Consider the following 17,463-nt stretch of genomic DNA (forward strand, 5'->3'; position numbering starts at 1 on the left):
GAGAATAAACAGATGAATGAACTGACTATGACATTGGCGTCCCGTAATGGGACGCCTTTGTACGAACAGATATATTTATATATTAAAGAAAATATTGTAAACGGCAAATTCGCATACCACGAGAAGCTTCCGTCTACCAGAGCGCTGGCAAAGCATCTTGAGGTGAGTCGGAGTACAGTAGATCTGGCTTATGAACAGCTTTTATCGGAAGGATATATTGAATCAGAACCTTATCGGGGTTACTATGTAGCGCAGATTGAGGGTCTGTATCAGATCAGAGAAGTGAAGAAGCGACAGATACCGGAAGTACGGGAGAAGGAAGAGACCTGTCGTTATGATTTTACGCCAAATGGTGTAGATTTGAAGAGTTTTCCTCATAATGCCTGGAGGAAACTCTCCAAGGAGATCCTGCTGGATGACGAGGTGGAGTTATTTCGCCTGGGTGATCCTCAGGGAGAATTAAGTTTTCGAAAAGTAATCTGTGATTATCTTTATCAGGCGCGTGGGGTGAAATGTGATCCCCATCAGATTATAGTAGGAGCAGGAAATGATTATCTTCTGATGATGCTGTGCTCTGTAATCGGAAGAAATCATGTGATTGCAGTAGAGAATCCGGCATATAAGCAGGCGTATCGTCTGTTTTCCAGCCAGTCATATCCGGTAGAGCCAATAGAGATGGACCGTTATGGTATGCGGGTGGATATGCTTCGGGAATCTGTAGCGGATATTGCATATGTGACGCCATCCCATCAGTATCCTACCGGTATCGTGATGCCAATGAAGCGTAGGATTGAACTGCTCGGATGGGCGAATGAATCAGAGAAGCGCTATATCATCGAGGATGATTATGACAGCGAGTTCCGATATAAGGGCAAGCCGATCCCGGCACTTCAAGGAAGCGATGCGAACGGTAAAGTGATCTATCTTGGTACATTTTCCAAATCCATTGCCCCGGCGATCCGCATGAGCTATATGGTGCTGCCGGAAGAGTTGGCGACAGTTTATCATGAAAAATGTGGATTTATCAGTTCGACGGTTTCCAAAGTAGACCAGCTTATCGTGCAGCATTTTATTGAAGAAGGATATTATGAGAGACATCTGAATAAGACGCGTGCCCTGTATAAGGGAAGACACGATGTGCTGCTCAAGGGTTTGCAGCCTTTGTCAAAGGTCTGCAAAATATTAGGGGAAAATGCAGGAGTACATTTGTTGTTGACATTTCATTCTGGAATTACAGAAAAGGAATTGATCAGACGAGCTGCAGAAGAAGGAATTAAAGTGTATGGATTATCTGATTATGTGATTGGGGAAATGCAACAGGGGGCAACGGTTTTGCTTGGATATGCAAATCTTTCAGAAGAAGAAATACGTGAATCTGTAAAAATATTGTGTAGAATATGGAGTGCATAATAAGAATCTGTTTTTGTGTGTTATAATAGTCGTACGAGAATTAATATTGAGGGAATGAGAATGAAAAATAATAAGAAGAAAATATTCAGTTGCATTTATATTGTGGTGAATATTGTTCTTATCGGTATGATTAGCTCCATCAGCTGGACGACAAAGGATTATTCTGTTAATCAGAAAAAGAATGCGCATCTTATTGGAGTTAGTTATATGACAATGAATAATGAATTCTATAAGATTATCAGTGAAGAAATCAATGCAAAGGTGGAATCAGAAGGAGATCAGTTGATACTCAGGGATCCGGCGCTGAATGCGGAACGGCAGATTGAACAGATTGAAGAGATGCTGGATAAGGGAATTGATGTATTGGTGGTGACTCCTGTAGATTGGCAGAGTCTGACCTCTGTGCTGAAACGTGCAAAAGAGCAGAATGTTTATATAGTGGTGGTTGATTCGGACGTAGAGGATGAGCGGCTGGTTGATTGTACGATAACATCGGACAATTATTCGGCAGGTGTTATTGTTGGAGAATATTTTCTGACACAATGTAATCAGGCTAAAGTGGTGGTTATGACACATAAAGTTGCCAAATCCGGACAGGACAGAGTGCGTGGATTTATTGATACGGTGAGTGGGCATGAAGGGATTACCATTGTGAAGGAGATTGACTGCGAAGGACAGTTGGAAATTGCAATGCCGAAATTGCAGCAGGTTATAGATGAGGGTGTAGATTTTGATAATGTATTTTGCCTGAACGATCTGTCCAGTATTGGTGTGGTGGCAGCTCTGGATGAGAAGCAGTTGCTGGATCAGGTTGGTGTGTATGGGATAGATGCCTCGCCAGACTCAAAATCTCTGATATATGAAGGGATGATGAAGGCATCTGCAGCACAGTACCCATCGGAAATCGGAAACGAAGCGGCAGAAGTTATTTATCGTTTGCTAGAGCATAAGAAGGTGGAAAAAAAGATACTGATTCCAGTAGAACTGGTTACGCAGGACAATGTCGAAGAATTTGAAATAGACAGATGGCAATAGCTAGGGAGATAGAATATGAATGAAAATCGTATATTGAATCATATACTCAGGGTTATGAAGAATTTGAATTTTTTGATTATTCTGTATACATCAGTAATGATATTCTGTGGATTACAGGGGTATATTCAGGAGAATACGGCAATGAATTTTCTGGCTCAGGTGAATACACTGCCGGAAGCACCGTGGAAGATTCCGGTTCTTACGATATGTTTATTCGGTTGTTGTGTATTGTTAATGAATATGGAAAATATTCAGGGAAGAGGTCTTGTCCTAAAAGTTTGTCTGGAACTGGGAATCGCTGTATGGATCAGTTCTTTTCTCGGATTTAGCTATACAGGTATGATTCTGCTTATTCTTGCTGATACGATAAGGTATATTCCGAGGACAAAAGGACAGATTCCATTTGCGGTTATCATAGGTCTGTTTTATCTGTTGATTGATTATGATCTGATCACAATTTGTCGGGATATCATACCGTTGGATGCGTATCTTGCATATTATCAGAAGGATGTTACAGCTGTTTGGCTTGGAATCAGAAATGTTGCATCTTCGTTGAATGTATTGGTATTTATTATTTATATGATCATGCTGATGCGGGTGCAGATGAATGAAAAAGAGCGTATTATGGTTTTAAATGAACGCCTAGATGCACTGTACAGTGATTTGCTGGATGCTAATGTCCAACTGGAAGAATATGCCAGAGAATCTGTGAAAATGGCTGAAACTAAGGAAAGGAATCGCTTGGCTCGTGAGATCCATGATACGATTGGCCATGCTCTGACGGGAATTATTACGGGTATTGATGCATGTATGGCACTTATGGATGTGGCGCCGGAAGTCGCAAAAAAGCAGTTGGGTGCGATTGGAGAAGTAGCAAGACAGGGAATGACAGATGTACGTCGTTCTGTACGTGCATTAAGACCGGATGCATTGGAGAAGTTTGATTTGGAGAATGCATTAAGCAGAACGATTAACGATATGTGTACAGCGACTAATGCTGAAATTGAATATCAATGTGATACCCGGTTGGATTGTTTTACAGAAGACGAAGAAGATATGATTTACAGGATTGTCCAGGAAAGCATTACAAATGCGATTCGGCATGGTCATGCTAATTATATCCGGGTGTTGATCGGATGCACAGGCGATACGTTGCAAATCAGCGTCAAAGATAACGGAATAGGCTGTAAAGATATTAAGGAAGGATTTGGACTGCATCATATGAAAGAACGACTTGAGATGCTGGGTGGAAGCCTGAGATACAATGGGAAAGAAGGATTTGAGGTTGAAGCCTGTATTCCGATTCGCCGGGGAATGGAGGAAGTGTAAATGATCAGGATTTTAATAGCGGATGACCAGGAATTAATCCGGCAGAGTCTGCAGATTGTTCTTGGATTAGAGCATGATTTTGAGGTGATTGGTACAGCAGGAAATGGGCGCGAAGTAATACGCTTTGTGAAAAAGCAGAAACCAGATGTCATATTGATGGATATCAGAATGCCGGAAATGGACGGAGTAGTATGTACGAAAGTGCTCAAAGAACAATATCCGGAGATTAAAATTGTAATCCTGACTACGTTTGATGATGATGAATATGTGTTTAATGCATTGAAGTATGGAGCCAGTGGATATCTGTTAAAAGGAGCGTCTACGCGGGAATTAGCGGAAGCAATCCGCAAAGTATATAACGGGACTGCAATGATTAACGGAGATATTGCATCAAAGGTAGTGAAACTGTTTTCCAGAATGGCTCAGACGAATCTGACTATCCAGGTGGACAAGCAGCAGACGGAAAGTTTGAAACCAATGGAAATGCAGATGGTTGCACTGATAGGAAGAGGAATGTCTAATAAAGAAATTGCTGCAAAACTCAGTTTGTCAGAAGGAACGGTAAGAAACAGTATCAGTGTGATACTGAGCAAGTTGTCGCTGAGGGATCGCACACAAGTTGCTATCTGGGCGGTTCAGACAGGTGTGGCAAATATGGAATATGGGGATGAGGTATAATGGATAAATTCAGTCGCAGAAAAAATGTGATCATTGGAGTGCTGTGTGCCATTATACTCATATTCACTACAGTGATTCAGTCAGATATGTACAAAAGAACTGCCTGGGGTACGAAGCATGTGATTACAGTTGGTGCTTTTTCAGACAGCTATTGGGAAGTACAGAATGGATATTCCTACTATATTCTGAACAATGCAATTCAGAGGTTTGAAGAACAGTATCCTAATGTGAAGGTTAGATTTGAGAGTGGCATTATGAAAGAAGACTATTCGGAGTGGCTGGCAGAGAAAATGCTGTCAGGTGATACACCAGATGTGTTTTTTGTACTGCCAGATGATTTTAACGGATTGGCAGAACTTGGTGCATTGAAAGATCTGTCGGATTTTACGGCTGGTGATTCAACATTTGATGACGGACAGTTTTATGATTCTGCTTATGCCTATGGCCAGTTGGAAGGTGTGCAATTTGCACTTCCATATGAATGTGCACCGAAGTTGATGTTTGTCAATAAGTCGATACTGGATCGGGAAGATATAGCTATGCCGGAAAAAGATTGGACCTGGAATGATTTTTATGAGATTTGTAGTAAGGTTACGAAAGACACGGATGGAGATGGAGAAATTGACCAGTTTGGAGAAGTTGGATATTCGTGGAGAGATGCTTTTACTTCCAACGGTGTAGAACTGTTCAATCAGGATGGAACACAATGTTATCTTGCCGGGGAGAATACCAAAAAAGCAGTTACATTTATGGACAGACTGGAAGAGTGCAGTGGCGGAGTCAATGTTGGAAGTCGAGATTTTGATAAAGGTAATGTGGCATTCCAGCCAATGTCATTTTCGGAGTATCGGGCATATAAGTCTTATCCTTTGAGCGTGAAAAAGTATTCTGGATTCGAATGGGAATGTATTCCTATGCCGTCGGGACCGAATGGGGATAATATCTCTTCGTTAGATACACTTATGGTCGCTATGAACAGAAATACAAAAAATGCGAAGTATGCCTGGGAATTTATGAAAATACTGACATATGATAAAGAGATACAGTCTGAAATATTTAAATACTCGGAAGGGGCATCTGTATTAAAGTCAGTTACAGATTCTGACGAGGCACCACAGGAACTCGGACAGCACATTGATGGATCTGGTATACTGGATCAGCAGATATTGAGCGATGCGATAGAAAATGCAGCAGTAGCACCTAGATTTCGAAATTATGATTACGCTGTGGCGGAAATTGATCGTGCAATTAATGAAATAATAGAAGGACAATCCAATATTGGTACGGAACTTATTATCTGGAATCGATCAATCAACAGAAAACTAAAGAACAGTGGCTGGTAATTACAATTGTTTTCGGGAATAGATGACAAATGTAACAGGAAAAGCATGACACTTGTGAGATGAACAAGTGTCATTTTTTTTATATAGTTATACCAGAAACAAAAGGAAGAAAGAAATGAGGTGTTAAGGATGAAGTACATAGTATTGGTTAGCCATGGAATGATGGCGCCGGGACTGCACAATGCATTATCAATGATTGTTGGAGAGAACAGAAAAGACATTCTTTCTACCAGTCTTGAGAATGGAATGGGGGCTGATGTTTATACTGAAAATGTCCGCAAATGTATATCCTGCATTACTCCGGAAGATGAAATTCTTTTGCTGGGAGATCTGATTGGTGGTTCTCCGCTTACCATTGCTTCTAATGTAATTGCAGAAGCAGGATTGCTGCCAAATACAGTAATCATTGGTGGGATGAATCTGCCATTGGCATTGAATGCTGCACTTATGAAAGATGCGGTTGATTTGAAGGATATGCCGGACATGATGATGCCAGAGGCAAAAGACGGAATTGCAGAATTTAAAGTAGACGTTGTAGAAGATGACGATGATATTTAAGGAGGAAGAAGAAAATGTCAGTTTCATTTATTCGTGTTGATGATCGTATGATCCATGGTCAGACTTGTACAAGATGGGCTTTGGAATATCCATGTGATGGATTAATTGCAGTTAATGATGCAGCAGCCAAGAATCCGATTCTGAAGTCTGCATATAAGAGTGCAAGTGGCAAAAAGACATTTGTATGGACGTTAGAAGAATTTAAAGCAAAATGTGAAAAGGTATTACAGAGCAAAGACAACTATTTCCTGATTACTAAAAATCCGATTGATATGGAAACAATTCTTGTAAAACAGGGATTCAAACCAGGAGTTGACACAGTGATTATCGGACCTTGCAATGACAGACCGGGAACCACAAAACTTGGAAACAATCAGTCTATTACACAGGAAGAGGCGCAGGCACTGGAAAATATTATGAATGCCGGATACAATGTGGAATTTGCATTGATCAAGGAAGAGGCAATCGGAAACTGGACAAAATTCAGAGGTCAGTTCGGATTTAAATAAGAGGAGGAAATGAGATGCAGATTAGTTGGATTCAAGCTATCCTGCTGGGATTGTTTGCATGTTTGTCAAGCATGCCTGGTATGGGTGGATCATCAATTGGTAACTATACATTAGGTCGTCCGTTGATCGGTGGTCTGGTATGTGGAATTATCCTGGGAGATATTCCGACAGGTATTATGGTTGGCTGCGCAATGCAGGTTGTATATATCTCTCTGGTTACACCGGGTGGAACAGTATCTGCTGACGTGCGTGCAGTCAGCTACATTGGTATTCCGCTTGCAATGGTTGCATTAAACAGTTATGGATTAGATGCAGCTTCTACAGAAGGTGCTGCACTGGCAACATCTTTCGGAACCATGGTTGGTACTCTGGGAACAGTACTTTTCTATGGAACAGCTACCATCAACTTGCTGTGGCAGCATATGGGATGGAAAGCAGTAGAGAAGAGAGAGTATAAGAAATTATACCTTATCGATATGGGACTTCCTTGGATTTCACATCTTGTTTGTTCATTCATCCCGACTATGATTATGTGTAAAATGGGAGCGAACGTAGTTGAATTGATCAAGACAGCTCTTCCAATGGATGGAATTGCTATGAAGACACTGTTTACTGTAGGGGCATTACTTCCTTGTGTCGGAATTGCTATCCTGCTGAAGCAGATTGTAAAGAATATAACAGATTTTGTCCCATTCCTGTTTGGATTCGTTTTAGCAGCATCTATGGGAATTAATCTGGTATCAGCAACAGTTGTTGCTTCTATGTTTGCTATTCTTACATACAGATTGAAAATGGCAACAATTAACAAACCAGCTGTAGCAGATGGTTTTGACGATGAAGAGGAGGATATCTAATCATGGAAAAGAAATTATCGAAAAAAGCCTTATTAAAATCTTTCCATAATTGGTATTATGGACACCTGACCTGTTTCTCTCAGGAGCATATGCAGACATTTGGTTACCTTTGTTCTATGCTTCCACTGGTAGAAGAACTGTATGATAATGAAGATGATAAAGCAACTGCTATGAATACATATACAGCATTCTTTAACACCGAACCACAGCTTGGTTCTGTAGTTGTAGGTATCACTGCAGGTCTGGAAGAATCACGTGCAAATGGTGCAGAAGATGTAGATGAAGAGACAATCAATGGTCTTCGTGCCGGGCTTATGGGACCTATCGCAGGTATTGGTGACTCTCTGGTAGTAGGAACAGTTATTCCGATCCTGCTTGGTATTGCCATGGGAATGTCAACAGGTGGATCACCGCTTGGAGCAATTTTCTATATTATTGTCTGGAACTTATTTGCATACTTTGGAATGAGATTCATGTATTTCAAAGGATATGAGCTTGGTGGAAAAGCAGTAGAATTTCTGATCGGAAAACAGGGTGAAGCATTAAGAGATGCAATTGGTACTCTGGGTGGTATCGTTATTGGTGCGGTATCTGCAACGTGGGTAAGTGTAACTACTTCTCTGCAGCTGTTAAATGATGCCGGTGAGCCATATCTTGTATTGCAGGATAAACTGGATGCAGTATTTCCTGGTTTACTTACAGCTGCATTTATTATTTTGTGTTGGTTTTTGATGTCTAAGAAGAGACTTTCACCAATCAAGGTAATGCTGTTGCTTGTAGTAATCGCATTTGTTGGTGTATTAGTTGGATTCTTTGATCCAAATCTTGCATATTAATTAGGAGGTAATATCATGAATGCAGATGAAAGAAAGTACTTATCGCAGGAAGTGGAAATGCAGACACAGGCTCTTCGTAAAATCGCACTCTGGAAGAACTGTGCAATCGCTGTTTCTACAATAGGAATGGCACTGCTATATGCAGGAATTGCAGGTGCTGTTAATCAATCGCTTTTCTGCATTCTTGGTATTATTATCATGGCTGTGGGACTGTTCTGCGGTCTGATCATTAATCTTGGATTAAAAAATGGAAGAAGAAACGTAGAGAAAATGCTTGTTGTACTGAAAGGTGAATGAAATTCATGAAATATAGTTTGATTTGTACAGACATTGACGGAACTTTGCTGGATCAGAATAAAGTATTACTTCCTCAGGTAAAAGAAGCATTGAAAAAAGAAGCGGATAAAGGTGTGAAGATTGCATTGGTTTCCGGGCGGATGCCTGCAGGAGTAGAACTCATTGAGCAGGAATTAGGAATTTCATGCGTGAAAGTATGTCATGCAGGTAGCTATATTCTGCTTGGTGATCAGCGTATTAGTAATAAATATCTGCCGGCAGAGACTCTTGAAAAGGTCTATAATACAATTGCAAAAGCACATGGCTTGCAATTATGGATTTTTTGTGAAGAAACCTGGTACGTAACTGGAATTGACAAGTTCATTGAAAAAGAGATTGTTGATATTAAACAGCAGCCAATTGTTGTTGATATAAAAGATCTTGTGGAACAGTGGAAAAAAGAAGGAAAAGGCCCGAACAAGATATTGCTTGCGGCTGATCCGGAAGAAATTCGTATCATGTATCAGGAAATTGAAAATTATAACTGGCCGGAAATTGATTATGCATGTTCAGCAGATACATTTATTGAGCTTTTGCCAAAAGGAATTAACAAAGGTGAAGCCGTTTGTGAGATATGTGATCGATTAGGTATTAAGCGCGAGGAAGTGGTGGCATTTGGAGATCATGAACTGGATATTCCATTGCTCGAGGTTGCGGGTATCGGTATTGCAATGGAAAATGCAATTCCGGAACTGAAAGAAAAAGCGGACTATGTGACAAAAACAAATAATGAAGGCGGAATCGCATATGCGCTGGAGAACTACCTTGCAAAATAAAAAGATATTAAGAAACACTCTCCTAAATATAGTAACCCGAAAAAGATGCTGTCCGGAATATGTTCCGGGCAGCATCTTTTCAGATTACTATATTATTCGTTTTTAATAAGTATCTTACTCGTTTTCTTCAGTATCCTCGGCATTTTCTTCCTCGGAAGGTGTTACAGCTTCCTCTGTTTTATCTTCTTTCGTTTTATCTTCTTCAGCTTCAGCCTTAGGAGCAGTGTTCAGCGGAACATATTCACGTTCAGAAGAATCGGAATCTTCGGTGGCAAAATCGTCATCGAATTCATCCAGAAAATCATCAGAGTTATCTTCCTTTTTAAGATAATAAGCTACTCCGGCAGCAACTGCACCACCAACAGCAGCAAGACCTAATGCACGTTTGAAAAATTTTGACATGGGTATGACTCCTTTCTAGTCTTTTCTGACATTTACGTCATATACAAATGTATTGTAATACTTTTTGACAGAAAAAGAAAGGCGTGCGATATAAAATTTTACTAAAATACCAGAGCTTTCCTGCTCTGGGAAAGATTTCTTGTGAAGCATATGGAAATGTGCTACACTGAGTATCAGATTTAAGGGATAGATATACATTTGTGAGGAGAATATTAGAAATATGGAGAAGAAGAAGCTGAGAAAAGTCCAAAGCGGTTTATTTCGAATTATATTCAGTCGTACCGGACTTGTGTTGGTTATGATTTTACTGCAGATTGGTCTTTTTGTGGTGTCCATGAGCAGACTGCAGCAGTATTCACAAGTGATCAATGGTTTCTTTCGAATACTAGGTATTATCGTGCTGATTTATATTATTAATTCAGAGGATAATCCTGCATTTAAGATGACCTGGATGCTGTGTGTCATGGCATTTCCGGCAATCGGATCTTTGTTTTATGTATATGTGAAGAGCAAAGTTGGAACCAGATGGGTAAGAGGACGACTGCGGAATCTGAAGTTAGAAGAGCGCCCTTATATGCAGCAGGACAGGAGGGTACTGCAGGAACTGAAGGAAGAAGGTCCCGGCAAGGCGAATCTTGCGGCGTATCTTTCTAGTCAGATGCATTTTCCGGTATATAAGAATACAGAGATCACGTATTTCCCATTAGGAGAAGATAAGATGCAGGCACTTTACCGGGAACTTGAGAAGGCGGAGCATTATATTTTTTTGGAGTATTTTATTGTAGCAGAAGGACATGTGTGGGATACGGTGCTGGATATTCTGAAGCGTAAAGCAGATGAAGGGGTAGAAGTTCGCTTTATGTATGATGGCATGTGTGCAATTTCAAATTTCCCATATTATTATTACAAAAAAATTCGCAAAATGGGCATCCAGTGCCGGGTGTCTAATCCGATCATCCCATTCCTGTCTACGGTGCAGAATAGCAGAGATCACCGTAAGATATGTGTAATTGACGGCAAGGTTGCGTTTACCGGCGGAGTCAACCTGGCAGATGAGTATGCCAATGAAATCACACGTTTTGGTCACTGGAAGGATACGGCGATCATGTTGAAGGGCGATGCAGTACAGAGTTTCACTATGTTGTTTTTGGAAATGTGGGCAGTCAATCAGATGGAACCTGCGGACTGCCAGAACTATCTGACACCGAAGCATGTAGTGCCGGATCCACCGCATGGTTATGTGATTCCGTATGGAGATCATCCGTATGATAATGAAAATGTAGGCGAAGAAGTGTATTTCCATATTCTGAATCATTCCAAGAAGTATGTGCATATCATGACGCCGTATCTGATCCTGGATAGTGAGATGATTACAACGCTTACCAGAGCAGCGAAAAGCGGTATAGAGGTGATCATTATTATGCCGCATATTCCGGATAAATGGTATGCTTTTGTACTGGCACATACTTATTATAAAGAATTGATTCAGGCGGGGGTAAGCATCTATGAATATACGCCGGGATTTGTACATGCCAAGGTGTTTGTATCTGATGATGATACTGCAACTGTAGGAACAATTAATCTGGATTACCGCAGCCTGTATCTGCATTTTGAGTGTGGTGCATATATCTATGATCATCCGGTCGTTGCGGATATTGAGCAGGATTTTCAGGAAACACTTAAAAAGTGTCAGAAAATCAGCCTGACAGAAGTGGAGAACAGACCAGTTACATATAAGGTGATGGGGCAGATTTTACGATTAATTGCACCTTTGATGTAAATAACAATGTACAAAAAAATTATTTTATAGTATAATATCAGATGGCTGTTATAAGAATAGCTTCACAATAGTCATCAGCAAGATGAATAACACAGGAGGAATTGTTATGGTTAGAGCAGTAGTTGGCGCAAACTGGGGAGACGAAGGAAAAGGTAAGATTACAGATATGCTTGGCGAAAAAGCCGATATCATTGTTCGTTTTCAGGGAGGTGCCAATGCGGGACATACAATAATTAATAATTACGGTAAATTTGCACTTCACACATTACCATCAGGTGTGTTTTACGGACATACTACAAGCATTATCGGTAACGGTGTCGCACTGGATGTTCCGGTGCTGTGCAATGAGATCCAGTCTATCGTAGACAGAGGTGTGCCGAAGCCGAGAATTCTGGTTTCCGACCGAGCACAAATGGTAATGTCATATCACAAGAAGTTTGATGCATATGAAGAAGAACGTCTGGGCGGCAAATCATTTGGTTCTACCAAGTCAGGTATCGCACCATTCTACTCAGATAAATATGCAAAGATTGGTTTTCAGGTAAGCGAGTTATTTGATGATGAGCTTCTGAAAGAAAAAGTTGTACGTGTTGCAGAGCAGAAGAACGTATTGCTTGAGCACCTGTATCACAAACCGGCAATTGATCCTGATGAGCTGTATAATGAATTACAGGAATATAAAGAGTTAATCGAGCCATATGTATGCGATACATCTCTATATCTTTACAATGCGATCAAAGAAGGTAAAGAGATCTTGCTGGAGGGTCAGCTTGGCTCACTGAAAGATCCGGATCATGGTATTTATCCAATGGTTACATCTTCATCTACATTGGCCGGATACGGAGCAATCGGAGCAGGTATTCCTCCATACGAGATCAAGCAGATTGTTACTGTATGTAAGGCATACTCAAGCGCAGTCGGAGCAGGAGCTTTCGTAAGCGAAATCTTTGGTGATGAGGCTGACGAACTGAGACGCCGTGGCGGCGACGGTGGAGAGTTCGGTGCAACAACCGGACGTCCAAGACGTATGGGATGGTTCGACTGTGTAGCGTCTAAGTACGGATGCAGAATGCAGGGAGCTACAGATGTAGCATTTACAGTACTGGATGTACTGGGATATCTGGATGAGATTCCAGTATGTGTAGGATATGAAATTAACGGAGAAGTGACAACAGACTTCCCAACTACACATCTGCTTGAAAAAGCAAAACCAGTATTCAAGAAACTTCCGGGATGGAAATCTGATATTCGCGGTATCAAGAAGTATGAAGATCTTCCGGAGAACTGCCGTAAGTACGTAGAATTCATTGAGGAACAGATCGGATATCCGATTACAATGGTTTCTAACGGACCGGGTCGTGAGGATATTATTTACCGTCAGGCAAAATAAATGTATAAATATTTCTCGATTACAGATAATAACTCTGAACTATGAAAAGGAGGGAATCTGTAATGCCAGAATTGAAATGTACAGTACAGACTTGTGTGCACAATAAGCAGTATTACTGCGATCTGGATCGTATCCAGGTAGGAGGTAGTCATGCGAAGCGGGCAGATGAGACCTGCTGTGACAGCTTCGAGAAGCGCACAGGTGACACATACAGCAATGTAACTGGTCAGGCTTCGGCTAACAGTATTATTCGATGTGAGGCAACAGAGTGCCGTTACAATCAGTCGTGTAAGTGCCATGCTGGTAAGATCAGTGTGGAGGGCGGAGATGCCTGTCAGTGTAGGGAGACAGAATGCGCAACTTTCTGTTGTTAATGCCTGAAAAGGAATGAAAACAAGAAGACAGGGTTACAGTGAATGATTTGCTGTAGCCCTGTTTTTGTGTTATACTAAGCAAATAGCATAACATGTCAGGAGCAAAAGAAATGGAAGATAAGAAAAAAGAAAAAGAGTCAGAGACTCCAAAGGGCTATTATAGTAATACACCGAGGATTGGAAATAACGGGCCATCCAGACTGAGACGTGAGATCAGCAAAGGAATGACTTTTTTTGTAGTGATTGCAGCGAGTATTGCATTTTACTTTGCACTGTTGAGGCTGACCAATATATCTGGTGTATTCGGCAAAGTATTGGACGTGCTGAAGCCGATTCTGTACGGATTATTAATTGCATTTTTGCTGAATCCGATCGTGAAGCAGACGGATAAGATACTGATTCCGATATTGAAAAGGAAAATGAAGAATGAGGCGAGGGCAGAGAAGGTGTCTCGTACAGTAGGAATATTGCTGGCGTTGATTATTATGGTATTGCTCATCAGCGGATTAATCAATATGCTGATCCCAGAATTATACAAGAGTATTCGTGATCTGGTGTTTACTCTGCCACGTCAGATCAATCTTTTGGTTAATCAGATCGGAGATATTCAGGCAGATGAATCCAATACCGGAGTCATGATGCGGACATTTATCAAGCAGGCGACCAGTACATTTCAGGACTGGTTAAGCAATAATCTGTTTACACGAGTGAACGAGGTTATGGGAAGATTGACGAATGGACTGATTGATTTTGTTAGTGAGATATTCAACGCATTGATTGGTGTGATTGTATCAATCTATGTATTATACAGTAAGGAGACTTTCGGAAGACAGTGCAAAAAGATGACTTATGCACTGCTCAGCCCATCTCATGCCAATGTGGTACTGCATATTACACAGAAGGCCAATGATATATTCGGTGGATTCCTGATTGGTAAGATTATTGATTCTGCGATTATCGGAGTGCTTTGCTTTATTGGACTGTCATTTTTGAATATGCCATATACAATGTTGGTCAGCGTAATTGTAGGAGTGACTAATGTAATACCGTTCTTTGGACCATATATCGGTGCAATTCCGAGCACATTGCTGATTCTGTTAGCAAATCCGATTAAAGGCATCTATTTTTTGATTTTTATTCTGCTGTTACAGCAGTTGGACGGTAACTTTATCGGGCCGAAGATTCTTGGTAATTCTACAGGACTCAGCTCATTCTGGGTAATCTTTTCAATCCTGCTTGGGGGTGGATTATTTGGATTTTTGGGAATGCTTCTTGGTGTGCCGACATTTGCAGTCATTTATTATATCATTGAACTTATCATTGATGGAAGACTGCACAGGAAGAATCTTCCGGAAAGTTCGGATTACTACGATGAATACAGTTTTGTAGATGATACTGGTAAGTATGTGATATCCAGAGAGACTATGGAGAAAAAACATAAAGAAAAATGTGAAAAAGAAAAAAGCATGAAAGAAAAAGGGGAATAACTATGCCGATTCGTGTACAGAATGATCTCCCGGTTAAGGAGATATTGGAAAGTGAAAACATATTTGTGATGGATGAGCACCGTGCGACGCACCAGGACATCCGTCCGATTCAGATAGGACTTCTGAATCTGATGCCATTAAAAGAAGATACCGAGCTTCAGATCCTGCGGTCTTTATCCAACACACCGCTGCAAGTGGATGTGACATTTGTGAGAGTATCCAGCCATGTATCTAAGAATACATCAACCAGCCATATTAACAAGTTCTATCAGTCTTTTGATGAGATTAAGAATCGCCGTTTTGACGGATTTATCATTACCGGGGCACCGGTAGAGCAGATGCCGTTTGAAGAAGTGGATTATTGGGATGAACTGATGAAGATCATGGATTGGACCAAGACGAACGTAACTTCGACATTGCATCTGTGTTGGGGAGCTCAGGCGGGTATTTATTATCATTTTGGTATTGATAAAGTACAGGTGGATCATAAGCTGTTTGGTGTGTTCAAGCATAAGGTGCTGAACCGCAGGATTCCGCTTGTAAGAGGATTTGATGATGTGTTCTATGCACCGCATTCCCGTCATACGGATGTGCCGATAGAGAAGTTACGTGCGGATGACCGCATTACAATCCTTGCAGAGTCAGACGAAGTGGGACTGTTTCTTGCTATGGCACAGGAAGGACGACAGATCTTTGTGATGGGTCATCCGGAATATGACAGAGTGACGCTGGATGGAGAGTATAAGCGTGACCTTTCCAAGGGACTTCCAATTGATATGCCGAAGAATTATTATCCGGATGATGATCCGAATAATAAACCGGTATTGACATGGAGAGCAGCAGCCAATAACCTGTATACAAACTGGCTCAATTATTACGTCTATCAGGCGACCCCGTATGACCTGGAGGGAACACCGTTCTAAGCCCAGTAAAATCAACGGATTCCGCTATTTTAAAGCATTCTGGCTGCTATGTTAAAATCACTCGATTTTGATGTAAATTAATGTAAATTTGCATATCGTGAGAGCCGAAATGGAGACAAAATGGAGACAGGGTGCAGATTAATGGAGACAAAATATTAAGCATTATGAGGCGTATGGATTTTGCAATTCATACGTCTTATTTGTATCGCGACGAGTCAAAGTCCTAGCTTGCTAAGGACCTTGACGACCGCGAACAATCTCGGAATGTGCTTTTTGCACTGCCGATGATTTGGTAAATATATCTTGTATCAGGAAAAAATTAGAAATGAAGATGGCAATGTGTTATACTGAGGTTAAATCCAGAGAAGTGAAGGTGGTATGACATGAGAGATAATATGCGTGATATTATTTTGAGATTTTCACAGCAAGTGAAAATGATAATGGGCAGTAAATTAGACAAGGTAATATTATATGGCTCATACGCACGAGGAGATTATAATGAGCATTCAGATGTAGATATCATAATTTTGACCACCCTGACTGATGAAGAGATAGAGAAAACAGAAACGTTGATTTTTGATCTGGCATTTGATTATCAAATGGAATATGGTGTGGATATAAGTGTAGTAGTGAAAAATAAGGATCAGTTTGAGTATTGGCTAGGTGCATTACCGTTTTATAACAATATTCAGAAGGAAGGAATTGTATTAATGTAGTATTAGTACTTGGAACAATTGAGAGAAAAGTCCAATTACAATGATTTTTATATTGCATCCAAAGCACAGGCAGAAGAGCAGTATAATACTGCAAAATATACATTGGAACAGGTTAGCCAGTTTGAGTAAAAATAATACGGATGAAGTCAAAGAGCGATTATGAAACAATGAAGAAGAGGTATGGTGTGTACCTCTTCTTTTTTTGGCAAAGATTAACGATCAGTGTATTATAACAAACCAGAATTTTGTAATATGTATTGATCTACAGCTATTTTACTGACTTTCCATGTATTTCCAATGCGGAATCCTTTTATTATATTATTTCGGAGCAGATCATATGCACGGTTTCTGCCTATTCCGAGATAATCAGCAAGTTCAGGTACGGTAAAAAGAATAGAATTATTTTCATCAGTAGATATTGTTAAGGATGGTTGATAGGTGTTGTACATAGTTAATTCCTCCTCAGGTCAAGTATATTTTATTAACATGTTTTGTGCTGGATTGAAAATGATATGTGTATGTAGATATATGGAATATATATAATTGTCACGTTTAGGTATGAATTGGTAAGTTTTAACAAGCTCCCTTACAGAGAGGTAATAAATAAGGGAGGCTAAGAAGTTTGAAACAAATAAGTAGAAGACAACTAAGAAATAAAGGGCATAGCAAATAAACCATCTTTCGGTGGTTTGAAAATCAAATATAGACACAACACCTAATCAGGTAA

Annotated in this window: 19 protein-coding genes; 17 read left to right on the plus strand and 2 right to left on the minus strand. The window is 40.5% G+C overall.

Annotated elements, in window-relative coordinates; all coding sequences use genetic code 11:
• Positions 1 to 12 precede the first annotated feature (12 nt).
• The 11 genes from pdxR to DXA18_RS12015 all read left to right on the plus strand — a co-directional run bounded on the left by pdxR (position 13) and on the right by DXA18_RS12015 (position 9,664).
• Positions 13 to 1,410, plus strand: coding sequence for a MocR-like pyridoxine biosynthesis transcription factor PdxR (gene pdxR, locus DXA18_RS11965; protein WP_118384087.1), 1,398 nt, complete (start codon positions 13 to 15; stop codon positions 1,408 to 1,410).
• Positions 1,411 to 1,470: 60 nt separating this feature from the next.
• Positions 1,471 to 2,445: a sugar ABC transporter substrate-binding protein gene (locus DXA18_RS11970; RefSeq protein WP_158567131.1), complete on the plus strand. Its 975-nt coding sequence runs from the start codon at positions 1,471 to 1,473 to the stop codon at positions 2,443 to 2,445.
• Positions 2,446 to 2,460: 15 nt separating this feature from the next.
• Positions 2,461 to 3,774 carry a sensor histidine kinase gene (locus DXA18_RS16195; RefSeq protein ID WP_118384089.1) on the plus strand — a complete coding sequence of 438 codons (1,314 nt, stop codon included), beginning with the start codon at positions 2,461 to 2,463 and terminating at the stop codon, positions 3,772 to 3,774.
• On the plus strand, positions 3,775 to 4,452 hold the full coding sequence (locus DXA18_RS11980; RefSeq protein ID WP_118384090.1) for a response regulator transcription factor: 678 nt from the start codon (positions 3,775 to 3,777) through the stop codon (positions 4,450 to 4,452). It abuts the gene before it with no gap.
• On the plus strand, positions 4,452 to 5,795 hold the full coding sequence (locus tag DXA18_RS11985) for an ABC transporter substrate-binding protein (RefSeq protein WP_118384091.1): 1,344 nt from the start codon (positions 4,452 to 4,454) through the stop codon (positions 5,793 to 5,795). Before DXA18_RS11980 ends, DXA18_RS11985 begins: the two co-directional genes overlap by 1 nt.
• Before the next feature lie 129 nt (positions 5,796 to 5,924).
• Positions 5,925 to 6,353, plus strand: coding sequence for a PTS sugar transporter subunit IIA (locus DXA18_RS11990; RefSeq protein ID WP_118384092.1), 429 nt, complete (start codon positions 5,925 to 5,927; stop codon positions 6,351 to 6,353).
• A gap of 14 nt (positions 6,354 to 6,367) precedes the next feature.
• A complete protein-coding gene (locus DXA18_RS11995; protein WP_118384093.1) occupies positions 6,368 to 6,862 on the plus strand; it encodes a PTS system mannose/fructose/N-acetylgalactosamine-transporter subunit IIB in 495 nt (164 codons plus the stop codon).
• A gap of 14 nt (positions 6,863 to 6,876) precedes the next feature.
• Positions 6,877 to 7,716, plus strand: a complete 840-nt coding sequence (locus DXA18_RS12000; RefSeq protein ID WP_118384094.1) for a PTS mannose/fructose/sorbose/N-acetylgalactosamine transporter subunit IIC — start codon at positions 6,877 to 6,879, stop codon at positions 7,714 to 7,716.
• 2 nt (positions 7,717 to 7,718) lie between these two features.
• A complete protein-coding gene (locus DXA18_RS12005; RefSeq protein ID WP_199665576.1) occupies positions 7,719 to 8,552 on the plus strand; it encodes a PTS system mannose/fructose/sorbose family transporter subunit IID in 834 nt (277 codons plus the stop codon).
• Between the two features lie 15 nt (positions 8,553 to 8,567).
• The gene (locus DXA18_RS12010) at positions 8,568 to 8,849 is read left to right on the plus strand and encodes a hypothetical protein (RefSeq protein WP_118384096.1); all 282 of its coding nucleotides are present in this window, start codon (positions 8,568 to 8,570) and stop codon (positions 8,847 to 8,849) included.
• Between the two features lie 5 nt (positions 8,850 to 8,854).
• The gene (locus tag DXA18_RS12015) at positions 8,855 to 9,664 is read left to right on the plus strand and encodes a Cof-type HAD-IIB family hydrolase (protein ID WP_158567132.1); all 810 of its coding nucleotides are present in this window, start codon (positions 8,855 to 8,857) and stop codon (positions 9,662 to 9,664) included.
• 114 nt (positions 9,665 to 9,778) lie between these two features.
• Here DXA18_RS12015 and DXA18_RS12020 read toward each other — a convergent pair whose 3' ends face one another.
• Positions 9,779 to 10,066, minus strand: coding sequence for a hypothetical protein (locus tag DXA18_RS12020; RefSeq protein WP_199665577.1), 288 nt, complete (start codon positions 10,064 to 10,066; stop codon positions 9,779 to 9,781).
• A 220-nt stretch (positions 10,067 to 10,286) separates the two neighbouring features.
• Between DXA18_RS12020 and cls the strand changes: the two genes are divergently transcribed.
• From cls to DXA18_RS12050, 6 genes are all read left to right on the plus strand, one after another.
• Entirely contained in the window at positions 10,287 to 11,846 is a 1,560-nt protein-coding gene (gene cls, locus DXA18_RS12025; RefSeq protein ID WP_118384098.1) for a cardiolipin synthase, read from the plus strand.
• Positions 11,847 to 11,952: 106 nt separating this feature from the next.
• Positions 11,953 to 13,236 carry an adenylosuccinate synthase gene (locus tag DXA18_RS12030; RefSeq protein ID WP_118384099.1) on the plus strand — a complete coding sequence of 428 codons (1,284 nt, stop codon included), beginning with the start codon at positions 11,953 to 11,955 and terminating at the stop codon, positions 13,234 to 13,236.
• A gap of 62 nt (positions 13,237 to 13,298) precedes the next feature.
• Positions 13,299 to 13,610, plus strand: coding sequence for a DUF1540 domain-containing protein (locus DXA18_RS12035; protein WP_118384100.1), 312 nt, complete (start codon positions 13,299 to 13,301; stop codon positions 13,608 to 13,610).
• Positions 13,611 to 13,720: 110 nt separating this feature from the next.
• Positions 13,721 to 15,097, plus strand: coding sequence for an AI-2E family transporter (locus tag DXA18_RS12040; protein ID WP_243007120.1), 1,377 nt, complete (start codon positions 13,721 to 13,723; stop codon positions 15,095 to 15,097).
• A 2-nt stretch (positions 15,098 to 15,099) separates the two neighbouring features.
• Positions 15,100 to 16,020, plus strand: a complete 921-nt coding sequence (gene metA / locus DXA18_RS12045) for a homoserine O-acetyltransferase MetA (protein WP_118384102.1) — start codon at positions 15,100 to 15,102, stop codon at positions 16,018 to 16,020.
• A 383-nt stretch (positions 16,021 to 16,403) separates the two neighbouring features.
• Complete coding sequence (locus DXA18_RS12050) at positions 16,404 to 16,736, plus strand: nucleotidyltransferase domain-containing protein (RefSeq protein ID WP_118384103.1); 333 nt, start codon at positions 16,404 to 16,406, stop codon at positions 16,734 to 16,736.
• A 227-nt stretch (positions 16,737 to 16,963) separates the two neighbouring features.
• Here the strand turns inward: DXA18_RS12050 and DXA18_RS12055 are convergent, their stop codons facing one another.
• On the minus strand, positions 16,964 to 17,185 hold the full coding sequence (locus DXA18_RS12055; protein ID WP_118384104.1) for a helix-turn-helix domain-containing protein: 222 nt from the start codon (positions 17,183 to 17,185) through the stop codon (positions 16,964 to 16,966).
• Positions 17,186 to 17,463 lie beyond the last annotated feature (278 nt).

The sequence above is a fragment of the Dorea sp. AM58-8 genome (assembly GCF_003464045.1).
In the GTDB taxonomy this organism is placed as follows: Bacteria; Bacillota; Clostridia; order Lachnospirales; family Lachnospiraceae; genus Claveliimonas; species Claveliimonas ammoniilytica.